Raw genomic sequence first — 20,333 nt, 5'->3', positions numbered from 1 at the left:
GTCCGCCCCCGGCGGCCGGCCGGGCAACCCGGTCACGGTCCGCGATCACTCCGCCATCACAGGTCACCGCCCCGCGCCGGCCCGGACGATCGTCCGGCGCCGCTGAACCGATCGCCCCGCCGGTACGTACCCCGCCCCGGATTCGTTGGGAGACTCGCATTGGGTGCCGACCACAGCCGTCCCGCACCGTCCACCCCGCCGCGGGTGCGACGGATCCTCGTCGCGACGGTGGTCCCGCTCGTCCTCGCCACGGTGGTCGCCGCACTGCTGCTCTGGCCGTGGAACGCGCCGGAGCCGGCGGACGGCTCCGACGTGCCGAGGTACCACGGCACGGTCACCCGGGTCGTCTCGGAGCCGTGTCCGCCCGCCCCGCCCACCCCGGAGGGCACACCGGGGACGGGCTCACCCGGCGTGTGCGGCACGGTCGGGGTGAAGGTGGAGGACGGCCCGGCGGCGGGTCGACAGGTGGAGGCCCCGATCCCGGACGGCCCGGGCGCGCCGACCGTGGCGGTCGGCGACGAGATCATCCTGGTCGAGCTGACCGACCCGGCCGACCCGTCGGCGAGCAGCTGGAACATCGCCGAGCACCAGCGCGGCAAGCCGCTGCTGTGGCTGGCCGTCGTCTTCGCCGCCGCGATCGTCGCCTTCGGGCGGTGGCGGGGCGTGGCCGCGCTCGCCGGCCTGGCCGCGAGCTTCGCCATCCTGCTCGGCTTCGTGCTCCCCGGCATCAGCGCCGGCAGCCCGCCCCTGCTGGTCGCGGTGGTCGGCGCCGCGCTGATCATGTTCGTGGTGCTGTACCTGACGCACGGGGTCACGGCCCAGACCTCGGTGGCGGTGCTCGGCACGCTGGGCAGCTTGGTGCTGACCGGAGTGCTCGGCACCATCGCCACCGCGGCCACCCACCTGACCGGCTTCGGCAGCGAGGACGCCACCACCCTGTCAATGTTCCAGGCCGACGTCGACCTGCACGGCCTCCTGCTCGCCGGCATCATCATCGGCTCACTGGGCGTGCTCGACGACGTCACCGTCACCCAGGCGGCCACGGTCACCGAGTTGGCGCACGCCAACCCGGGGCTGTCCCGGCTCCAGCTGTACCGCGCGGCGACCCGGGTCGGCCGCGCGCACATCGCGTCGACGGTGAACACGATCGTGCTGGCGTACGCCGGCGCCTCGCTGCCGCTGCTGCTCCTGCTGACCGCCGACTCACGCGGGGCGGCCCAGATCCTCACCAGCGAGTTCCTGGCCCAGGAGATCGTACGCAGCGCGGTCGCCACGCTCGGCCTGATCGCCGCCGTCCCGCTGACCACCGCACTGGCGGCCCTGGTGACCACGGCCGGTCGTCACGGCGCGGCGGACCGTGACGCGGGCCCGCCCGCACCGACGCCACCACCTCCGGCCGCCCGGCCGGCACCGGACCGGGCCGAGGCGCTGGAGGCACTGAGCGCCGGCCGGCACGGCCGGACGCTCGACCCGGACCCACCCCTCGCCGCCCGCCCGGGGCGGCCCGAACCGGACAGGAGAACGGACAGCGCATGGTGACACTCCGCAGCGTGACGGCGCGGGTGGGGCGAGCTGACGACCCGGTCACTGATCACACAGCGCAATGCCGAAATGACGCTTTTAGTCGGCATCCGGACGTAGATCCCCCGGAGGACTCTCGGGTAACCTCGCTGCCGGTCACCGATGAAGGCGCGCAGCGGCGCGTGCGGTGCCACCGCCCAATCGCCACCCGGCGAACCGGGAACCCAGGTACCCGGGGTGAATCCGCGCGAGCGGTAGGGGCCACTTCCGCCCCGAACCCGTCAGCTAACCCGGTCGGCGGTCGACGGAAGGGAACACTGTGACGGCACCCCTACGCCGCTGGTTGACGCCTGTGGCGGCCGTGTTGGCCGCGTTGGCCGTGCTCGCCGGGCCCCTCCCGGCATCGGCCGCGCCGAACCCCTCCACCCCCTCGGGGCACGAGGAGGACGCCGAGCCCAAGCTCCTCACCGACGTGATCGAGCAGACCAACCGGAACTACACGGCGGCCAAGGCGAAGCTGGAGAAGTCCAAGACGCGCCAGGCGGAGCTGGCCCTCGAGGTGAAGCGCGCCCAGGACGAGCTGGACGCGCTGGCCCCGCAGGTCAGCGAGATCGCCGCTCAGTCCTACCGGACCGGGCGCATCGGCGCGATGGCCATGCTCCTGGAGAGCAACAGCCCCGACTCCTTCGTGCAGCGGGCCACCGGGCTGGACGAGCTCAACCTGGTCAACTCCCAGAAGTTGGCCGAGGTCAACGCGGTGAAGAGGCGCGCTGAGCTGGCCAAGCTCGCCATCGACGCGGAGGTCGGCGAGCAGCAGAAGCAGACCGCCATCATGGCCAAGCAGAAGCGCGACGCGGACAAGGCGCTGGCCCTGGTCGGCGGGAAGGGCTTCACCGGTGGCCTGGTCTCGGCCACCTCACCCGTCGCCCGGGTCGCCCCCGGCCGGGACGCGGACGGTGACTGGAAGCCCGAGTCCTGCAGCGAGAACGACCCGACGACCTCGGGGTGCATCACCCCGCGCACGCTCCACGCGTACAAGGAGGTCAAGCGAGCCGGCTTCAACCGGTTCGTCGGCTGCTACCGCTCCGGTGGGCCGTGGGAGCACCCGAAGGGCCGGGCCTGTGACTGGTCGTTGCAGAAGAGCGGCTTCGCGCCGTGGCACAACGACGACACCCGCATGTACGGCAACAACCTCGCCGCGTTCCTGATTCGCAACGCCGACCGACTCGGCATCTACTACGTGATCTGGAACAGGCAGATCTGGTTCCCGGCGACCGGCTGGAAGTCGTACAGCGGACCGTCGAACCACACCGACCACGTACACATGTCGCTGCTGTAGCGACGACAGGTGGCATGCGAAGGGGCCGCTCCGCGCGTCGCGGGGCGGCCCCTTCGTCGTACGTCCAGGAGGGCCGGGTCAGGCGGCGGCGCGTGCCGTGCCGGCCGGCACGGAGGCGACCTCGCGTACCTCGCCGGCCGCCAGCCGGTAGGACATGCCGACCACCGCGCACCGCCCGGCGGCCACCTCGGCGGCGAGCACCGGCGAGTTGCCGAGCAGGGCCTCGACGGTCTGCGCGATGTGGATGTCGACGATGCCGTTGATGTCGTCCACCCCGGCGGCCGCGGCCCGGCGCAGGCTGGGCACGACGGCGTCGACCACGGCTGCCAGGTGCCCCGGCGGCGTCGAGTCGGTGGCGACCGAGTCCCGGGCGGCCTGCACCGCTCCGCAGGAGTCGTGCCCGAGCACCACCACCAGCGGCGCGCCCAGCACGGTGACCGCGTATTCGACGCTGCCCAGCACCTCGGGCCCCGTCGTGTGGCCGGCGGTGCGGACCACGAAGAGGTCCCCGAGCCCCCGGTCGAAGATGATCTCGGCGGCGAGCCGGGAGTCGGCGCACCCGACGATCACCGCGAACGGGTGCTGCTCGGAAGCGACGGCGGCCCGGCGGCCGGCGTCCTGATTCGGATGGTGCGGGACACCGGTGACGAACCGCTGGTTGCCCGCCCGCAGCTCGGCCAACGCCTGCTCCGGATCGAGCACCGACGCCTCCGGCGTGCCGGGCGTGCGCTGTGCCCCGGGTGCTCCGGCTGCGCTCATTCCGATACCTCGACTCCCACGCGACGGGCCTGGTCACCCTCGGCCGCGGGCGGACGCGGGCTGTGCTCAACGGTCACACCGGGCGCAAGATACGTCAAGGGATACGTGATTTGCATATCAGGTGTTCGTCGCGCGGCGGCGGTCGACCGGTCCTCGCAGCACCCCGGCGACCTCGCGAACGGCGGAAACCGGGCCCGGGTCATACCATGGCGGCCATGGCGACGAGCGCGAGCGGATACGGGGGCACCCGGAACTGGACGTTCCTCACCAACCACGGGCACGTGCTGCTCGCCATCGCCCGGAACCCGACAGCCCGACTACGCGACGTCGCCGACGAGGTGGGGGTCACCGAGCGCGCCGCCCAGGCGATCGTCGCCGACCTGGAAGCCGGTGGTTACCTCGTACGCACCCGGGTGGGCCGGCGCAACGAGTACACGCTCAATCCGACCGGCCGGTTCCGCCACCCCGCCGAGGCGGACCGGGAGGTGGGCGCCCTGCTGGCCCTGTTCACCGAAGAACCCGCCCCCGACGCGAGTTGAGCCGGCGCTCCCCCGGCCCGCCATCCACACCCACCGTTGCGTCACCCCGCCCGGCGGCCTCCCGTCACCGCACGACCGGCCCGGCGGCGGTAGTCTTCCGACGTGCGTGTGAGCAGGCGGCCGGTCGGTGACGCGGGCACCCGTCGCGCCGGACGGGGCATCCGGATGGTCCTCTGTGGAGCACTGACCGTCCTTCTCGGACCCGTGCTGGTCCCGCCCACGCCCGCGCTGGCCGCGCCGACCTGCGGCCCGGCCGGCGTCGCGCCGCCCACCGAGACATCCTGGGCCCTGCGGCGCCTGGAGCCGTCCTCCGCCTGGCGGCTCTCCCGGGGCGCCGGCGTGACCGTTGCCGTGATCGACTCCGGCGTCTCGGCGATCCACCCCGTGCTGAAGGGCCAGGTGCGCGAGGGCCGCGACTTCAACGGGCTGCCGGCCCGGCAGGGCCAGTGCGACGAGGCGGGGCACGGCACCATCGTGGCCGGCATCATCGCCGGTCGGGACGGCACCGGCGCGCCGTTCTCCGGCATCGCCCCGGACGCCCGCATTCTGCCGATCCGGGTGCTGCCCGACGCGGAGACCCGACAGGACGAGGGCCTGCCCAGGCAGATCGCCGACGCGATCCGGTGGGCGGTCGACCACGGCGCCGACGTGATCAACCTGTCCCTCGTGACGCTGCACCGGCCTGAGCTCGCCTCCGCCGTCGACTACGCGCTGCGCAAGCAGGTCGTCCTCGTCGCCGCCGCGGGCAACCGGCGCGAGCAGCGGCCGGACCAACCCGCCTACCCGGCACGCTATCCCGGTGTCATCGCGGTCGCCGGCATGGACGAGGAGGGCGGGCACGTCGACAGCTCGGTCAGCGGCGACTACGTCGACATCGCCGCCCCCGGGCTCAACATCGTCGGGCCCGCCCCGGGCGGGTCGGGCTACCTCAACATGGAGGCCGGCGGCACGAGCTTCGCGGCAGCGTACGTCTCCGGGGTGGTCGCGCTGATCCGCGCGGCACATCCCGACCTCACGCCCGAGCAGGTGGCGGAGCGGTTGACCCGGACGGCCGACAATCCGCCGGAGGGCCACAACGCCGAGATCGGCTACGGCATGGTCAACCCGTACCGCGCCGTGGCGACCCTGCTCGGCACACGGAAGGACCCGCCGCCGGCGGCGATCGCCGCACCCGCGCCACGGCAGGACCCACTCGGCTGGCAGCGCACGGTGGCCGTCTGGGTGGCGGTCGTGGGCGCGCTGCTCGCGGCGGTGCTGCTGGCGGTCAAGCCGATCCTGACCCGGGGCCGCCGACGCGCTTGGCGCCCGGGCCGTCGACCCTCTGAAATGGACCTTCCCGCCGCCGGCTGACGACGCGTCACCCCCGCCGACCGACCGGTGCGGTGACCCGTCGAGCGGCGCCGACGGGCTCGGGTTCGGGAAGCGCGGTCCACGGTTCAGCCAGATGCGGAGGCGCCGCCCGACCCGTGGTCGAGCGGCGCCCCTTCCGTCAGCGGATCAGCGCAGGATGCCGGGCGCGCCGTCGCCGTCCGCGCCCCACACGTCCTCGTCCTCCTCCAGCCAGGTGTTGCGGGCCGACTCCTCCTCGCCGTAGCCGGCGCCGCCCGCGCCGCCCATACCGGCCATCCCCGGGCCGCGGGCACCCGCGCCCCGAAGGCCGGCAGCACCGGCCTTGCCGCCGCCGCCCTTGCCGGCGGCGCCCCCACCGGCCATGCCGCCCATACCGGGCATGCCACCGGCCCCGAGCTTGCCCCCGCCGAGCCGACCACCACCACCGCGGCCCGCACCGGCCGCGCCGCCGCCCATCATCGGGGGCATGCCGGGGCTGACCGCGCGGCCCAGGGCTCCGCCGCCCGGGATCATCCCGGTGCCGGCCCCGCCGCTGAGGCCACCGCCTCCGCCGAGTCCACCGCCGCTCGCCCCGAGCCCGGTGCCACCGGAGCCGAAGCCCGACCCGAGACCCGGAGCGGTCGCCGTGCCACCGCCGGCGCCGGCCAGGCCGGTGCCGTAGTCGTCGGGAATCCCGCCGGTGCCCGGGTAGCCACCGCCGGTGGTGGTGTCGGGGTAGGCGTTGGACAGCTCCGGGTGGGCGCCGGAGCCGATGCCCGGCTTGCCGGTCTCCGGCAAGCCGTCCAGCTTCGCCGTCGACACGTCGCCGATCCCGCCGGTCTTCGCCTTCCCGCCGATGTCCGGAACCGAGCCGATGGTCTTGCCGTGATCGCCGGTGTCGAGGTTCGGCACGTCGGAGTCGTAGGTGTCCGTATCGACCGGCCGGGCGGTGGGCGTCTCCATCACCCGGGCGCGGTAGTCCGCGTTGACCTGGTCGTAGACCTTCCGGGCCTCGCCCTCCTGGTCGGAGAACCAGCCGGTCACCCAGTCGGTGAGCTTGCCGACCTGCTCCGCGGGCCAGCTGCCCAGGAGGTCGGCCTTGACCTTGGCCTCGAACATGCCGACGCCCAGGGTGATCTCACCGTTGCGGGCCGCCAGCACGTCACCGACGCAGGCCGCCGGGATCGGCATGGCGTTCTGTGCCGTCTCCAGGTTCTTGGCGGCCGTATCCAGCGTGGTCACGATGCTGACCCGGCCCCGGCCCGGGCTGTTGATGTCGTCCTGGAGGTCACCGGCCTGCTTGGCGAGGCCCTCGATGTGCGTCTTGAACGCCTCGTACGCCGGGCCCTTCCAGACCACGCCGAGGTCCTTGACGTTCTTCTCGAGGCTCTCCTTGACCTCGCCGATGTTCTTGACCAGCTCCTTCCAGCCCAGCGCGGCGCTGGCGATGCGGTCCGGTCGGCCCGCCACGAGCACTTCGCGGGCCATCTGCTCCCAGCTCTTGTCGCCCATCTCCCCGTACCCCCGCTCTAGTGGTCGCCGCTCGCGGCCTTGGCGAACGCCTCCTGCATCTGCTGCGCCGTCATGGCGTTGGCGCCCTCGGCGTCCTCGTACTTCCGCTTGACCTCGCGCAGCGCGTCCGCCGCGTTGTAGAGGGTCTCCGAGAGGTTGCGCAGCCCGGTCTCGGTGCCGGTGTAGAGCTCGGCGTGCCGCTGGGCGAGCTGGGTCGCGTACTGGAAGCCGCCCAGCGGGCTCTCGCCCGGCACGGCCTGGTCACCACCGAGATTGTCCTTGATCTCGATCATGTCGTAGGAGAGCCGGTGGAGGTATTCGGCGTGCGACTCCAGCCAGGTGATGGCGGAGTCGAGGCTGCCGGCGTCCCACTCGGTACGCACACCCTGCTCGCCCTCGCCGGCCACCAGGCCACTCGGGGTCTTCGCCTGGTCCACGCCGACCCGGTCCCAGCCCATGCCCCGGATGTCGCCCGCGAACGGCAGCGTCGGGTTGATCGGCATGTGGATCGGGGTCCGTACCTCGATCCGGTCGTTCTCGTCGCTCATTGCTGTCCTCCCCTGGCGCGGCTTAACGGTCTGGTCACTGGCCCGGCTGCGGACCCCGAGGCGATGCGCCCGGTGCGCCGGAGCGCGGCGGCGAACCGGCCTGCGGCGGCGGCCCGTAGTGCGGCCCGGCCTGCGGCGGCGGCCCGTAGGGCGGCCCGGCCGGTGGATAGGACGGCGGCGGACCGTATCCGGCGGGTGCCGGCGGATACGGCTGGTGCGTGCCCGGCGGCGGATGGCCGCCGGCAACCGGGTAGGCGCCCGGCGCGGGGCCGCCAGCGGGCGGATAGCCACCCGGCGGCGGATAACCACCCGGCGGGGGGTAGCCGGCCGGTCCGGTACCGGCGACGGCGCGGCGGCGGGCCCGGCGGTTCACCACCACGAGGATCACGATGACGGCCACCGCCACCAGCACCGCGAGCAGGCAGAGCACGAGCTGGAAGCCGGCACCGTCGGCGAGCCCGACGGACACGGCGGGCCCGTCGTCGCCGTCCTTCTCGTCCCCGCCGGCCGACGCGCCCGGCGCGGGCGACCCGGCGGCGGACGTGAGCAGCGGGTTCGCGTCGACGGCCGGCACGGACCGGGTGAGCGCCGCGAGCACGTCGATCGAGCCGAAGCCGAAGTCGGCGTCCCGGCCCTTGGGCCCGCGGTCCTTCGCGGTGCTGATCAGGCGGTTGACGACGTTCGCGGCGTCCAGGTCCGGATAGCGGGAGCGGACCAGCGCGGCAACGCCGGAGACGATGGCGGACGCGCTGCTGGTGCCATCGGAGACGAGGTAGCCGTTCGGGGACGCGCCGGGCGGGGCCGGCGCGATGATGCGCTCACCGGGGGCGGAGAGGACCATCTCCGGGCCGGTCACGGTCTCGCTCCAGAGCCCGCCGGATCGGGTCGCCCCACCGACCGCGATCACCCCGGGAATGGCCGCCGGCTCCGGGATCTTCGGGTAGCCGCTGTCCGAGTTGCCGGAGGACGCGACCACCACCACGTTCTTGCTCAGCGCGTAGCGGACCGCCTCGGTGGTCTCCGGGTCGGCGACGTGCTTACCGAAGGACATGTTGATCACGTCGGCGCCCTGGTCGACGGCCCAGCGAATGGCGGGACCCGACTCCCAGCTGCGGGCGTCCGTGGATCCGAGACCGACCGGCAGGATCTTCGCCTCGGGCGCGATGCCGAGCGCGTGCATGGCGCCACCGCCCCGACCGGCGATGATGCCGGCCATGGCCGTGCCGTGCCCCTCCTTCGCGTCCGGGTCGGTCCGGCCGTCGGCGGCCACTCCCGCACCGAAGCCCCGCCCGGGCAGCACCTGCCCCTTCAGATCGGCGTGGGCGGCGTGGACGCCGGTGTCGACCACGGCGACCACGACTCCGCGCCCCTTGGACAGCCGGTGCGCCTCCGGGATCTTGAGCGCGTCGAGGTGCCACTGGAGGCCGCGTACGGTGTCCGCCCGCGCCGGGGCCGGTGCCGCCATCGGAGCGACCCCGGCGGCGGCGAACAGTGTGAGCACGGCGATGGCCGTCCGGGTGACCGGTCGGCGCCGCTTCCGGGCAGGCATGGCTCTCCCCCAAGGGCCGGTGTGGGCTCGTAACGCACCGCGGCTCCGGCCCGGTCGAACCGGACCGGAGCCGCACAGGCGATTGGTCAGCTGCTCCAGACCTTGGAGTTGCTCATCTCGGTGCTGACGTAGTTCTCGCGGGCGATGCCGACCGCGCCACCGATGTCGTTCAGGATCTTGTTGATGTCCCGGACGGCGGCGTCCCACTGAGCCTGGTGCTGCTCGTAGGCGGCCCGGTCCTCGCCCTCCCACTGGAGCTTGGACAGCATCTGGCGGAGCGTGTCCAGCTTCTCGTCGATGGTCCGGGAGATGGCCAGCATCTGCTGGTTGCTGCTCTCGAGGACCGCGTAGTCAACCTTGATCGTCACGACTTCCTCCTCTGCTCCTGACGGCGGATCACGGGTTGAGGGCAGAGTGGAACTTGTCCAGCATCTGCTGCTGCTCTTCGTCGTTGACCTGGTGCGTCGTACCCGACTTGTCGAGCAGGTCGGCGATGTTGTCCATCGCCGTCAGCAACTTCGCGGTGTCCTCGTTCCAGCGCTGCATGAGCGACTGGAAGCCGGTGGACGCCTGACCCTTCCACGCGATGGCCAGATCGTCGACCACGTTCCAGAGCTTCTTCAGCTCGCCGTCGACCTCGCTGCGCGTGGACCGCACGTCACTCGCGGCGGTATGTAGAGTCGCAGCTTCGACCTCGAACGCCATGCTTCACACCCTTCCGTCATGTAGTGGCGGCGGATCTGCCGCGCCCTCCCCCGCGGCAAGGCCGAACACCCCACCGACGGACACTCCTGTGAAGAACCGTAGCGGACCGGGACCAGCGCGCGCAGCCCTGGCCCCGATGCCGATCGATGGACCACAGTGGAACAGGCTGTGACATCCAGGACGTACCCGGCCAGGTCGGCAAACCGACCGGGCGCCCCTGCCGTCAGGCCGGCTCCGACCAGGCGGTCTGGATCAACTGCTGGCCGTCGCGCCGACGCACCAGCGTGCCCCGGCCCGGCGGCTGCGGACTGGGTCGCAGCGTGCCGAAGACCGCGCCTTCCTCCCGGTTGCCCGACATCAGCAGACCCGGGCTGTCGAGCTCGCGCAGGCGTTGCAGCACCGGCTCGTAGAGGGCCCGGGCCACGCCACCAACCCGACGGGTGATGATCAGGTGCAGCCCGATGTCCCTGGCCTGCGGCAACAGCTCGTGCAGGGCGCTGAGCGGGTTGCTGCCGCCGGAGGCCACCAGGTCGTAGTCGTCGACCAGGATGTAGAGGTCCGGCCCCTTCCACCAGCTGCGGTCGCGCAGCTGGGCGGTCGTGACGTCCGGGCCCGGGAGCCGGTTGGACAGCGCGCTGCGGATCGACGCCAGGCCCTGCGCGAACACCTGGTTGGACGGCGCGTAGTCGAGCAGGTGGTCGCCCTCCACCGCGCCGAGCAACCCCCGCCGGTAGTCCGCGATCACCAGCCGGGCCTGCGCCGGCGTGTAGCGGTCGGTGATGCCGCGGGCGATCAACCGCAGCAGGTTGGTCTTGCCGCACTCGGCGTCGCCGAAGACCGTCAGGTGCGGCTCGTTGGCCAGGTCGAGGTAGACCGGGGCCAGCGCCGACTCGTTGACACCGATCGGCAGGCCGGGCGCCGAACGGTCGATGATCCGGGCGAGCTCGTGCACCGGCAGCCGGCGCGGCAGCAACCGCACCTTCGGCGCCGGACGGCCCGGCCAGTTCTCCGCCACGTGCCGGGCCAGCGCCGCCGACGCCTCGCTCAGGTCGTCCACGTCCCGCCGCCCGTCGATCCGCGAGACCGCCGAGAGGAAGTGCAGCTTCTCGCGGGTGAGACCACGGCCGGGCGAGCCGACCGGTACGTTCTGCGCGGCCCGCCGGTCGATCTCCGACTCGGCCGCGTCGCCGAGCCGCAGCTCCAACTTCGTGCCGAGCAGGTCCCGCATGTTGATCCGGATCTCCGCCCAGCGCACCGCCGTGATCACCACGTGTACGCCGAAACCCAGCCCCCGGTTGGCCAGGTTGGTGATGGTCTGCTCCAGCTCCTCGTACTCCTGGCGGAGCGTGTTCCAGCCGTCGACCACCAGGAACACGTCACCGAACGGGTCGTCCGCGAACTCGCCCGCGGCGCGCCGCCGGCGGTAGCTCGCCACCGAGTCGATGCCGTGGTGGGCGAAGCGGGCCTCCCGGTCGTCCAGGACGGCCACCACCTCCGCCACCGTGCGGCGGACCGCCTCGGTGTCCCGCCGGCCGGCCACCCCGGACATGTGCGGCAGCCCCTCCAGGCTGCGCAGCGCACCGCCGCCGAAGTCAAGGCAGAAGAACTGCGCCTCGCGCGGGGTGTGGGTGAGCGCGAGCGAGGCCAGCAGGGACCGCAGCATGGTGCTCTTGCCGCTCAGCGAGGCGCCGACGATGACCACGTTGCCGCCCGCGCCCGCCAGGTCCACCATCATCGGGTCGCGCCGCTGCTCGTACGGACGGTCGACGACACCGACCGGCACGGCGAGCCGACCCCGGCCGGCCCAGTTGGCGGTGCAGAGGCCGAAGCTCGGGTGCACGGCCAGCTGCGGCAGCAGCTCCCCCAGCCCCGGCGGCTCGGCCAGCGGCGGCAACCAGACCTGGTGCGCGGGACGGCCCTGGCTCTTGAGCCGGTCGATGAGGACGTCGAGCATCGCCACGGCCTTGCCGTCGGCCGGCTGCTCCGGCTCCGGCGTGGTCTCCACCGGCAGTTGGGGCGTCCGCACCGGCACGAAGTCCACGCCGTAGGGCACGATCCGCCGCTGCACCAGCGCCTGCGAGCGGGACACCTGCTGCCCCGGCGCCCGGTACGGTCCGGAGACGTACGCCGCCCGGAACCGCAGCATCGTGCTGGTGTCCGTCTTCAGGTAGCCGTGCCCCGGCGCGCTGGGCAGCTCGTACGCGTCGGGCACACCGAGGACGATCCGGCTCTCGACCGCGGAGAAGGTCCGCAGGCCGATCCGGTACGACAGGTGCGTGTCCAGACCGCGCAGCTTCCCCTCCTCCAGCCGTTGGCTGGCCAGAAGCAGGTGCACGCCGAGCGACCGGCCCAGCCGGCCGATCATCACGAAGAGGTCGATGAAGTCGGGCTTCGCGGCCAGCAGTTCGCTGAACTCGTCGCAGATGATGAGCAGGCTGGGCATGGGCTCCAGCCGCTCGCCGCCGGCCCGGGCCTTCTCGTACTCGTAGCGGGAGACGTAGTTGCCGGCCGCCCGCAGCACCTCCTGGCGGCGGTTCATCTCACCGGCCAGCGCGTCCCGCATGCGGTCGACCAGCGGCAGCTCGTCGGCCAGGTTGGTGATCACCGCGCTGGTGTGCGGCAGCGCCTCCAGCGAGGCGAACGTCGCGCCACCCTTGAAGTCGACGAGGACGAAGTTGAGCTCCTCCGAGGAGTGGGTGACCGCCAGCGCGGCGACCACCGTACGGAGCAGCTCGCTCTTGCCGGAGCCGGTCGCGCCGATGACCAGGCCGTGCGGGCCCATGCCCTCGTGCGCGGACTCCTTGAAGTCCAGCTCGACCACGTTGCCGTCCGGGCCCACGCCGAGCGGGATCCGCAGTCGGTCGCGGTGGCTGCGGGGCCGCCAGGTCTGCTGCACGTCCACGGTGGCGGCGTCACCGACACCGAGCAGGTCGGGCAGCTCCATGCTGCGGGCCAGCGGCTCCTCGGAGGTGGTCTGCTGCTGCGAGAGCCGGTACGGGGCGATCTGCCGGGCCAGCCCCTCGGCGGCGGCGACGCTCAACCGGTCCGGCCGGCCGAGCCGGGACGTGGAGGCCCCGCGCACCAGCTCCAGGTTGGAGCCATCGCCGGCGTCCAGGCAGAGCAGCCAGCGGCCGGCGTCCCGGGGAACGGTGCCGGAGAGGTCGATGATGGTGGCGCCGAGCAGGCCCGGGCCCATCAGCTGGCAGGTCGGCGAGACCTCGCCGCCGTCGAGCACCACCACCAGGTGCGGTGCGGTGGTCAGCGGCTTCGCCTCCGGCGCGAACCGGGGGCGCCCGGCCAGCTCGTCGGCGAGCGCCTCCTCCGCCTCGGACAGGCTCGCGAAGACGAGGCGGCGGGCGCCGGCGGCGTCGGTGCGCCCGGAGTGGTGGGCGTGCGGCAGCCACTTCACCCAGTTCCAGGTGTGCTGCCGGTCGGGCGCCGCCACCACCGCGATCACCAGGTCGTCCGGGGCGTGGAAGGTGGCGAGCTGCCCGAGGGCGGCCCGGGCGAGGTCGAGCACCGGCTCCCGGTCACCGCGCAGGACGACCCGGCTGAACGCGCGTACGGACAGGGCGGTGGGCAGGTCGGGCACGGTGGAGTGGGCGCGGACGAACCGACGTAGCGCGATGGCGCTCATCGGCTCCAGGTCCTCCACCGGCTTGGTCTCCGGCGGCACGATCTCCACGGCCAGCCGCTGCGGGCCGAGGGCGATCCGGGTCTCACCGAAGTCGTCCTCGGTGATCCGCCGCTCCCACAGCCGGCGGGACGCGGCGATCGACCAGAGCGCGTCCGGCTCGGGGTGGCGCCACGCCATCGCCGCGCGCTGCTGCTCCGCCGCGCGACGGGTGCGCTTGCGCATCTGCGCGAGGTAGCGCATGTAGTCGCGGCGGTCGGCGTTCAGCTCCGCCTTGTCGTTGCCGCCGTTGCTCAGCGAACCGAGCGCCATCCCCAGCATCGAGACGCCGAAGAGCCCACCGGCGATGTACGTCATCGTGCTGCCGCCGCGGCCGGCGTAGAGGAACGCCATCGCACCGACACCGCAGAACATCGGCAGGATCATCAGCAGCTGACCCATGCCCCGGGGCGTCGGTTCGGGCAGCTCGGGCGGGGACTCCAGCAGCACCTCGCCACGTGGTAACGCCGGCCCCGGCTGACGCGGCAGCCGGCGGAACACCACCGTGCTCACGCTGTCTCCTCCCCAGAAGCTGCGCTGTCGAAGCTCCACGACGGGTCGGAACTCGTCGGGTGGGCATCGTATGTGGCTGCCATCGTAGGTAATCTCCCGTGGGCGTCGCGGACCCGCAGGGGCGACGTTCCCGGCCGGTGATCGTTCCAGAGCGCGAGGAGGCCACAGTGGCGACGAAGACGGCGACCGGCGGCCTGAGTCGGATCACCATCGTGGCACCCCGCACCCGGATGGACCTCGCGCTGCCGTCCGACGTACCCCTCGCCGACCTGCTGCCGACGCTGCTGCGCTACGCCGGGGAGGACCTGGCCGACGAGGGCGTACGCCACGGCGGATGGAGCCTCGCCCGGCTCGGCGGTCAGCCGCTCGACGGCGGGCGTACGGTCGCGCAGCTCGGCGTCCGCGACGGCGAGGTCCTCTACTTCAACCCGCGCGCGGCGGCCGCACCCGAGGTCGTCTTCGACGACGTGGTGGACGCCGTCGCGACCGCCACCAACCAGCGGCCCGGCGCGTGGCAGCTCGGCACCACCCGGTCGTTCGCGGTGCTGTTCGCGGCGGCGGCGCTCGGCGCCGGCGCGGTGGCCGCGCTCTTCGCCGGGCCGCCGCAGCTGCCCGGCGCGCTGGCTGCCCTCCTCGTCGCGGTGGCGCTCCTGGTCAGCGCGGCGGTGCTGTCCCGCGCCGCGGGCGACAGCCGGACCGGCGCGGTGCTGGCCACGGTCGGTCTCGGCTACGCGGCGGTCGGCGGCCTGCTGCTCCTCGCCGGTGACCGGGGGCTGACCGAGCTGGCCAGCCCGCACGTGCTGATCGCCGCGACCGCGGTGGTGCTCTTCGCGGCGGTGGCGGCGCTCGCCGTCGGCGACCGGCTGCCGCTCTTCTTCGGCGCGGTCGCGGTCGGTGTGGTGACCGGCCTCGGCGCCGTGCTGTGCCTGGCCTTCGGCATCAGCGCCACCGCCGCCGCCGCGGTCGTGGCGGCGGTGGCGTTCGGCGCGGTGCCGGCGCTGCCGATGGCCGCGTACCGCCTGGCGCGGCTGCCCGTCCCGTCCATCCCGACCGGACCGGACGACCTGAAGACCGACAGCGAGTCGGTGGACGGCCGCCGCGTCCTGCAGCTCAGCGAACGCGCCGACGAGTTCCTCACCGGTCTGCTGTGGACGGTGTCGCTGGTGGTGCTGGGCGCGCAGGTCCTGCTGGCCCTCAACGGCCGGCTGCCGTCGGTGCTGCTCTGCCTGGCGCTGGCCCTGCTGTCGCTGCTGCGGGCCCGGCCGTTCCTCGGCCGCGGTCAGCGGACGCCGGTGCTCCTCACCGGGACCGTCGGTGTCGGCCTGACCGCGGCGGCCACCTTCGCCGACGGCGGGATGCCGGTGCGGCTCGGGGTGATCGTGGGCGGCCTGGTGCTGGCCGCCGTGGTCAGCCTGATCTACGGCCTGACCGTGGCCGGCAAGCACATCTCGCCGGTCTGGGGCCGGCTGCTGGACATCGCGGAGATCCTGCTGATCGTCGCGCTGGTGCCGCTGGCGGTGTGGGTGCTCGGCCTCTACGGCTGGATCGTCAACCTGCGGCCCTGACCGGCCCCTCCCCGGCCAGCGGCGCCGCGGCCGGGGTGGCCGCCCACACGCCCGGGCCGTGCTGACCGTCGAGCGGACGCCCGGGCGTGCCGCACCGGCGTGCGACGTCCCGGACCACCTTCTCCAGCGCCTCCACGTGGTTGTCCATCGCGGCCACCCGCAGCAGCGGGGCCGCCGGACGACCGCCGGGCAGGACGGTCACCGCGACCGTGTGCGAGGGCGCCGACGTGGCGGTGACCGCGTCCACGAGGGTGCCGAGCGGCGCCTCCGGCCGCGCCCGCAGGGTCAGGCAGCGGTGCGTCCAGCCACCTCCGCGCAGACCGGTCCAGATCTCCGCGGGCGGGTCCGGAGTGAGGTCCAGGCCCGCCGCCGAGACCACCGCGGCGCGCAACTCGTCGCGGCCCAGCGCCCGGTACGGCAGCCCGGCGGCGTTCAGCGCCTTGCCGAGCCGGCCCACGCCCGCAGCGAGTGTGCGATGCACGCCGGCCATCCCACCGCCGCGCGCCACCGTCTCCGTCCGGGCGTCCCGCACCGACAGCCGCAGCGCCACCCAGACCGTACGGTGCGCCGCGGGCGGGGACCCCGGCGCCGGGTACCAGACCATGGTGTGCGAGACCACCTGCGCGCGGGTCACCGGCCCGTTGAACTCGGTGAGCACCCGCACCGCCCGGTCCACGGAGGCGGACTCCACCGAGCCGGCCGGAGCGCCGGAGCGGCCGTACAGGGCCACCGCCGCGAACCAGCCGTGGTCGTCCTGGCCGATGCCGAGGCGGGTGCCCCGGTCGGTCAGCTCGATGATGGACAGCTCGGGGGCGAGCGACGCCAGCCGGGGTTCGCTCCCGCCGCCGGCGGCGAGGGTGGCCCGGGCACGCTCCCGGCGCTCGCGCAGCCGGCGGCGCAGGAACAGGTCCTCGTACCACCAGCGCCCTCCGCGGCGGGCGAACGCGGCGAGCAGGACGACCAGCGTCACCGCGCCGACCGCGCCGACCACCCAGGCCGGCCCGCCCAGCGCGGCCCAGACGGCGACCGCACAGAGCTCCACGAGAACGAGCTGACCGACCACGAGCGGACCGACCCGGCCACGTCGGCGTCGGACGGGCGCCGCGACCGGGCGGCCCGTCGTCCCGGACGGATCCGTGGCCGTACGCGTGGGTGGCGCCTGAACCTGCGTCATGGGTGACTGTCCCTCCTGCACGGTGCGGCTTCCCGCCACGTCGGTACGCTGCCGGTCGCGGGCGCGGGCCCGACGATCCACCGACGGCCCCTTATCGTAGGGAAGCCCGCGACAGGAGCCGGACCTGATCGTCGCGGATCCACCCCGCCGGAGGTAAGTCATGCGGACCCGCCGCGATCAGGTGCAGGCGTACCGCTTCGTCACCCGCCGCATCGTCTCGGCGCTGCTCTCGGGTGACCCGGAGACCAGCAGCCTGCCGATGCGACGCCTCGGCATGGCGGTCGTCGGCAGCGTCATCGCCGCCGCCGTTGTGCTCGGCGGCGCCGGCGCGTACGGGCAGTTCACCGGCAACACCGCCCCGCTGGAGCCGGACACGCTGGTGATCGAGCGGGAGACCGGCGCGACGTACGTCTTCGTCGACGGCCAGCTCTACCCGACGCTCAACTACGCGTCCGCCCGGCTCGCGCTGGACAAGGCCGACCCCGAGGTCCGGACGATGTCGCAGGCCTCGATCCGGGAGCGCCCGCGCGGCCGCACCATCGGCATCGTCGGCGCCCCCGACGCCCTGCCCGACCGCAAGTCGCTCGCCGGGCTGCCGTGGTCGGTCTGCGACGTGCCCGACCCGGCCGATCCGCGCCGGACGAGCACCCGTCTGGTGATCGACCGCCCGCTGCCCGGCGGCACCCCGCTGGGCGACCGGGCCGTGCTGGTCACCGTCGACGGTCAGCGCCACCTGCTCACCGGCGACGCCCGTCTGCAACTGGTCGGCGACAACCGGGCGGCCGCGCTGCGAATGGCGAACGCTCCCCTGCTCACGGTCGGTCAGCAGTTGCTCAACGCGGTGCCCGCCGGTCCGGCCCTGCGCGAGCCGGCGCTTCCGGGGATGAACGAGGCGAGCCCGGTGGCGGTCGCCGGCCGGGCGGGCCGGGTCGGCCAGGTCTACCGGGCCGCCGGTCAGCACTACGTGCTGACCCGGGAGGGGCTGGCCTCGATCGGGGAGGTCAGCGCGCTGCTGCTGTTGCGCGAGGGCGGCGACGTCACCGACATCACGCCGGACCAGGCCGGGCAGGTCCTCACCGATCAGCGGGTGGACACCGGGATGCCGCGGGCGCTGCCCGAGCTCTACCCGGTGCGCGAGGGCCAGACGGTGCTCTGCGCGACCTACCGGGCAAGCGCGGGGGGCGGCCCGCCGATCACCACCATCGAGGTGTTCGACCGGGCTCCGGCCGAGCTGAGCGGGGACCGTTCCGGACCGCTGCCGGTCCGGCAGACCGCGCGCGACGCCGTACGCACGGCCGAGCAGGTGCTGCTCCCCGGCGGCAAGGGCGTGCTGGTCCAGGCCGCCCCGGGCTCCGGCGAGAGCGGCGCGGGCGCGGCCGGCACCACCGTCTACCTGATCAGCGCCCAGGGCATCCGTTATCCGCTCGGCACCCGCTCGGGGGATGCGCGGGCCGCGCTGGGCTACGGCGGGGTCCCGCCGCTCGCCGTGCCGGGGTCGCTGCTCGCCCTCGTGCCCACCGGGCCCACTCTGGAACGCGCCGACGCGTTCGCGGTCTTCGAGCCGAACGTGCCGGTCTCCGCGCCGCCGCCGGTGGCGCCACCCCCGGTGTCGCCCAGCGGCTCGCCGTCGTCCAGCGGCACGCCGAGCAGCCCGTCGGGCTCCACGGGCCCGGCGTCGGGGGCACCGGAGGCCGGTCAGACGTCGTCGGGCACGTCCTCGGAGGGCTGAGTCGGGCCCCGGACGGCGGGTCGCCCAGGTCGCTGCCGTCGACTAACCTGAAAGCGGCCAACGGTTGTCGATTACCACCACGGGGATGTTGCCATGACCGGGCGCACGGAAGTCGATCTGTTGTCCCTTGAGGACTTCCAATCGCGGTTGGCCGACCGGCTGACCCAGGCCGAGTCGGTGTTGCGCAAGCTCAACACCGAGATGCAGTGCAGCCCTCCGGCGTTGGGTTCGTTCCACGACGCGACCAGCAACGCCCGCCGCTACTCGGAGATCCACCAGTCCTACGCGGATCAGGCGGAGCGGCTGCGGCAGGCCGTCACGGCGGCGCAGAAGGCCACCAGCACGATCCTCGCCAACTACCGCACCGCCGAGGCACGCAACGCCGCCAGCGCGGCCGACATCGTGGCAGCGCTCAACGGTGTCGACGAGGCGCTGAAGCCGGAGGAGGGGCGGCGTGTCTGAATACACCCAGCGCTACGAGGGTTCGAGCCACCAGGAGCTCTACGACGCCGTGATGGCCGGCAGCCCGGAGCAGATCGAAGGCGTGGCCGCCCAGTGGTCGTCGGTCAAGGGCATCCTCGACGGCCTCGGCCGCGACCTGGCAAGCGACCTGGAGAAGCTCGCCAACACCTGGACGGGCTCGGCCGGGCAGGAGTTCCAGCGCCGCGTGACGCTGGTCGTCGACTACGCGGGCACCCTCGGCGAGGGCACGGCCGACATCACGCAGGCCCTCACCATGATGGCGGGCCAGCTGCGCACCGCGCAGAAGCAGGCGGAGAGCCCGGAGGAGACCGACGACCACGACAAGGCATTCTCCGGCGCGGTGAAGGGCTCCGTCTTCGGCCTGCCGGGCGCCGTGGTCGGCGGTCTGATGGGCCACCAGCAGGACAAGGAAGAGCAGGAGAAGGCACACCAGCGCATGGTCAACGTGGTGGCCGAGCTGGCCGCCGGTTACGACCTGTCCGCCTACGACCGGGTCGTCCCGCCCCCGCCGCCGCCCCCCGACACCCCAGGCACCGTCGACGACGGCCGGGTGACCACCCGCGGTGGGCCGCACTCCACCACGCCGGGAGCCATCCCCGGCAGCAGTGGCCTCGGCCCGCACACGGGCGGTGCCACGGTGGTGACCCCGGACCGGGTCGCCCAGGGACCGGGCGGCGGCCGTGCCGTGACCGACCTGACCGGCCACGGCCCCACCGGGACGACCCCCGGCACCGAGTTCACCGACCCTGGCGCCGGCACCTCGCTCTCCGGGGCCGACCCGCTCACCGGCGGTGCGGTGCCGTCGGGCACCGGTCAGAGCGGGCTCGGGCTCACCGGGGCCGCGAGTGCCGGGTCGGGCGCGGGGTTGCTTCTCGGCGCGGCCGGTGGCACGGCCGCCGGCGGCCTGCTGGGCACCGGCGCCCTGGCCGGCTCCGCGGGCAGCTCCTCGGCTCCCACCGTCCGCCCGACCGGTGGTGTCGCCGCGGAGGCGCGGTCCGCCACCGGTGTGGGGCGGAGCATGGACGGGCGACGCGCCGACGGCGGCGACCGGGCGGCAGCGACCTCTCGGGGCCGGGGTGCCGGGACGAACAGGCCGGGAGTGCTCGGCGGGCGCGGTGGCCAGCACGACGACGAGAACGACGAGCGCCTCACCTGGCTCACCGAGGACGAGATGGTCTGGCAGGACGGCCGGGCGGCCCCGCCGCCGGTGCTTGGCACCGGCGACTGACCCCGCCCGCCGCACCGGAGCATCCGGCCCCGCGGCCCCTGTGTCGATCGGCGACGGGCCCCCCCCCGGGGGGGGGGGGGGGGGCGGGGGGGGGGGCCCGAACGCAGACCCCGCCGGGCGCCCGTGCCACACCGGACACAACGGCTTTGGGTGTGGTGGGTGACGGA

16 protein-coding genes and 1 riboswitch are annotated in these 20,333 nt (G+C 73.9%); of the genes, 8 read left to right on the top strand and 8 right to left on the bottom strand.

Features of this window, described 5'->3' with window-relative positions; translation table 11 throughout:
* The first annotated feature begins 159 nt into the window (after nucleotides 1-159).
* Together ACIBTV_RS07495 and ACIBTV_RS07490 are read left to right on the top strand one after the other, a co-directional pair.
* Nucleotides 160-1,539 carry a YibE/F family protein gene (locus ACIBTV_RS07495; RefSeq protein ID WP_396703175.1) on the top strand — a complete coding sequence of 460 codons (1,380 nt, stop codon included), beginning with the start codon at nucleotides 160-162 and terminating at the stop codon, nucleotides 1,537-1,539.
* Nucleotides 1,540-1,705: 166 nt separating this feature from the next.
* Nucleotides 1,706-1,836, top strand: a riboswitch (cyclic di-AMP (ydaO/yuaA leader).
* A 4-nt stretch (nucleotides 1,837-1,840) separates the two neighbouring features.
* Entirely contained in the window at nucleotides 1,841-2,860 is a 1,020-nt protein-coding gene (locus ACIBTV_RS07490) for a coiled-coil domain-containing protein (protein ID WP_396703174.1), read from the top strand.
* A gap of 78 nt (nucleotides 2,861-2,938) precedes the next feature.
* On the opposite strand, the gene ACIBTV_RS07485 is transcribed toward ACIBTV_RS07490, so the two are convergent.
* On the bottom strand, nucleotides 2,939-3,619 hold the full coding sequence (locus ACIBTV_RS07485; protein ID WP_396703173.1) for a carbonic anhydrase: 681 nt from the start codon (nucleotides 3,617-3,619) through the stop codon (nucleotides 2,939-2,941).
* Nucleotides 3,620-3,825: 206 nt separating this feature from the next.
* On the opposite strand from ACIBTV_RS07485, the gene ACIBTV_RS07480 reads away from it, so the two are divergent.
* Nucleotides 3,826-4,158, top strand: coding sequence for a helix-turn-helix transcriptional regulator (locus ACIBTV_RS07480; protein ID WP_396703172.1), 333 nt, complete (start codon nucleotides 3,826-3,828; stop codon nucleotides 4,156-4,158).
* Nucleotides 4,159-4,260: 102 nt separating this feature from the next.
* Nucleotides 4,261-5,508 (top strand): type VII secretion-associated serine protease mycosin, encoded by a 1,248-nt coding sequence (gene mycP / locus ACIBTV_RS07475; protein WP_396703171.1) that lies wholly within the window; start codon nucleotides 4,261-4,263, stop codon nucleotides 5,506-5,508.
* A gap of 147 nt (nucleotides 5,509-5,655) precedes the next feature.
* On the opposite strand, the gene ACIBTV_RS07470 is transcribed toward mycP, so the two are convergent.
* The 6 genes from ACIBTV_RS07470 to eccCa form a co-directional block, all read right to left on the bottom strand.
* Nucleotides 5,656-6,999: a WXG100 family type VII secretion target gene (locus tag ACIBTV_RS07470; protein WP_396703170.1), complete on the bottom strand. Its 1,344-nt coding sequence runs from the start codon at nucleotides 6,997-6,999 to the stop codon at nucleotides 5,656-5,658.
* A gap of 17 nt (nucleotides 7,000-7,016) precedes the next feature.
* The gene (locus tag ACIBTV_RS07465; RefSeq protein WP_396703169.1) at nucleotides 7,017-7,547 is read right to left on the bottom strand and encodes a hypothetical protein; all 531 of its coding nucleotides are present in this window, start codon (nucleotides 7,545-7,547) and stop codon (nucleotides 7,017-7,019) included.
* 34 nt (nucleotides 7,548-7,581) lie between these two features.
* Complete coding sequence (locus tag ACIBTV_RS07460) at nucleotides 7,582-9,096, bottom strand: S8 family serine peptidase (protein ID WP_396703168.1); 1,515 nt, start codon at nucleotides 9,094-9,096, stop codon at nucleotides 7,582-7,584.
* A gap of 86 nt (nucleotides 9,097-9,182) precedes the next feature.
* The gene (locus ACIBTV_RS07455) at nucleotides 9,183-9,464 is read right to left on the bottom strand and encodes a WXG100 family type VII secretion target (RefSeq protein ID WP_396703167.1); all 282 of its coding nucleotides are present in this window, start codon (nucleotides 9,462-9,464) and stop codon (nucleotides 9,183-9,185) included.
* 28 nt (nucleotides 9,465-9,492) lie between these two features.
* A complete protein-coding gene (locus ACIBTV_RS07450; RefSeq protein ID WP_091592956.1) occupies nucleotides 9,493-9,801 on the bottom strand; it encodes a WXG100 family type VII secretion target in 309 nt (102 codons plus the stop codon).
* Nucleotides 9,802-10,024: 223 nt separating this feature from the next.
* The gene (gene eccCa, locus ACIBTV_RS07445; protein ID WP_396703166.1) at nucleotides 10,025-13,987 is read right to left on the bottom strand and encodes a type VII secretion protein EccCa; all 3,963 of its coding nucleotides are present in this window, start codon (nucleotides 13,985-13,987) and stop codon (nucleotides 10,025-10,027) included.
* A 167-nt stretch (nucleotides 13,988-14,154) separates the two neighbouring features.
* On the opposite strand from eccCa, the gene eccD reads away from it, so the two are divergent.
* Nucleotides 14,155-15,552 (top strand): type VII secretion integral membrane protein EccD, encoded by a 1,398-nt coding sequence (gene eccD, locus ACIBTV_RS07440; protein ID WP_396703165.1) that lies wholly within the window; start codon nucleotides 14,155-14,157, stop codon nucleotides 15,550-15,552.
* Here the strand turns inward: eccD and ACIBTV_RS07435 are convergent.
* A complete protein-coding gene (locus ACIBTV_RS07435; protein ID WP_396703164.1) occupies nucleotides 15,536-16,726 on the bottom strand; it encodes a type VII secretion protein EccE in 1,191 nt (396 codons plus the stop codon). The genes eccD and ACIBTV_RS07435 overlap by 17 nt on opposite strands.
* Nucleotides 16,727-16,886: 160 nt before the next feature.
* On the opposite strand from ACIBTV_RS07435, the gene eccB reads away from it, so the two are divergent.
* The 3 genes from eccB (at nucleotide 16,887) to ACIBTV_RS07420 (ending at nucleotide 20,166) form a co-directional block, all read left to right on the top strand.
* Nucleotides 16,887-18,455: a type VII secretion protein EccB gene (gene eccB / locus ACIBTV_RS07430; RefSeq protein WP_396703163.1), complete on the top strand. Its 1,569-nt coding sequence runs from the start codon at nucleotides 16,887-16,889 to the stop codon at nucleotides 18,453-18,455.
* A gap of 93 nt (nucleotides 18,456-18,548) precedes the next feature.
* A complete protein-coding gene (locus tag ACIBTV_RS07425; RefSeq protein ID WP_396703162.1) occupies nucleotides 18,549-18,917 on the top strand; it encodes a hypothetical protein in 369 nt (122 codons plus the stop codon).
* The gene (locus ACIBTV_RS07420) at nucleotides 18,910-20,166 is read left to right on the top strand and encodes a WXG100 family type VII secretion target (protein ID WP_396703161.1); all 1,257 of its coding nucleotides are present in this window, start codon (nucleotides 18,910-18,912) and stop codon (nucleotides 20,164-20,166) included. The genes ACIBTV_RS07425 and ACIBTV_RS07420 overlap by 8 nt, the downstream gene beginning before the upstream one ends.
* Nucleotides 20,167-20,333 lie beyond the last annotated feature (167 nt).

This window comes from Micromonospora sp. NPDC049366, from assembly GCF_044466625.1.
GTDB lineage: Bacteria > Actinomycetota > Actinomycetes > Mycobacteriales > Micromonosporaceae > Micromonospora.
The sequence above is the reverse complement of the archived record's forward strand: the minus strand, read 5'-3'. Positions and strand labels throughout refer to the sequence as shown.

Bases quoted from the DNA above. Each gene is read 5' to 3' on its own strand.
- ACIBTV_RS07485 (WP_396703173.1), bottom strand. From the start codon at position 3,619: ATGAGCGCAGCCGGAGCACCCGGGGCACAGCGCACGCCCGGCACGCCG.
- ACIBTV_RS07480 (WP_396703172.1), top strand. From the start codon at position 3,826: ATGGCGGCCATGGCGACGAGCGCGAGCGGATACGGGGGCACCCGGAAC.
- ACIBTV_RS07470 (WP_396703170.1), bottom strand. From the start codon at position 6,999: ATGGGCGACAAGAGCTGGGAGCAGATGGCCCGCGAAGTGCTCGTGGCG.
- ACIBTV_RS07465 (WP_396703169.1), bottom strand. From the start codon at position 7,547: ATGAGCGACGAGAACGACCGGATCGAGGTACGGACCCCGATCCACATG.
- ACIBTV_RS07460 (WP_396703168.1), bottom strand. From the start codon at position 9,096: ATGCCTGCCCGGAAGCGGCGCCGACCGGTCACCCGGACGGCCATCGCC.
- ACIBTV_RS07450 (WP_091592956.1), bottom strand. From the start codon at position 9,801: ATGGCGTTCGAGGTCGAAGCTGCGACTCTACATACCGCCGCGAGTGAC.
- ACIBTV_RS07435 (WP_396703164.1), bottom strand. From the start codon at position 16,726: ATGACGCAGGTTCAGGCGCCACCCACGCGTACGGCCACGGATCCGTCC.
- eccB (WP_396703163.1), top strand. From the start codon at position 16,887: ATGCGGACCCGCCGCGATCAGGTGCAGGCGTACCGCTTCGTCACCCGC.
- ACIBTV_RS07425 (WP_396703162.1), top strand. From the start codon at position 18,549: ATGACCGGGCGCACGGAAGTCGATCTGTTGTCCCTTGAGGACTTCCAA.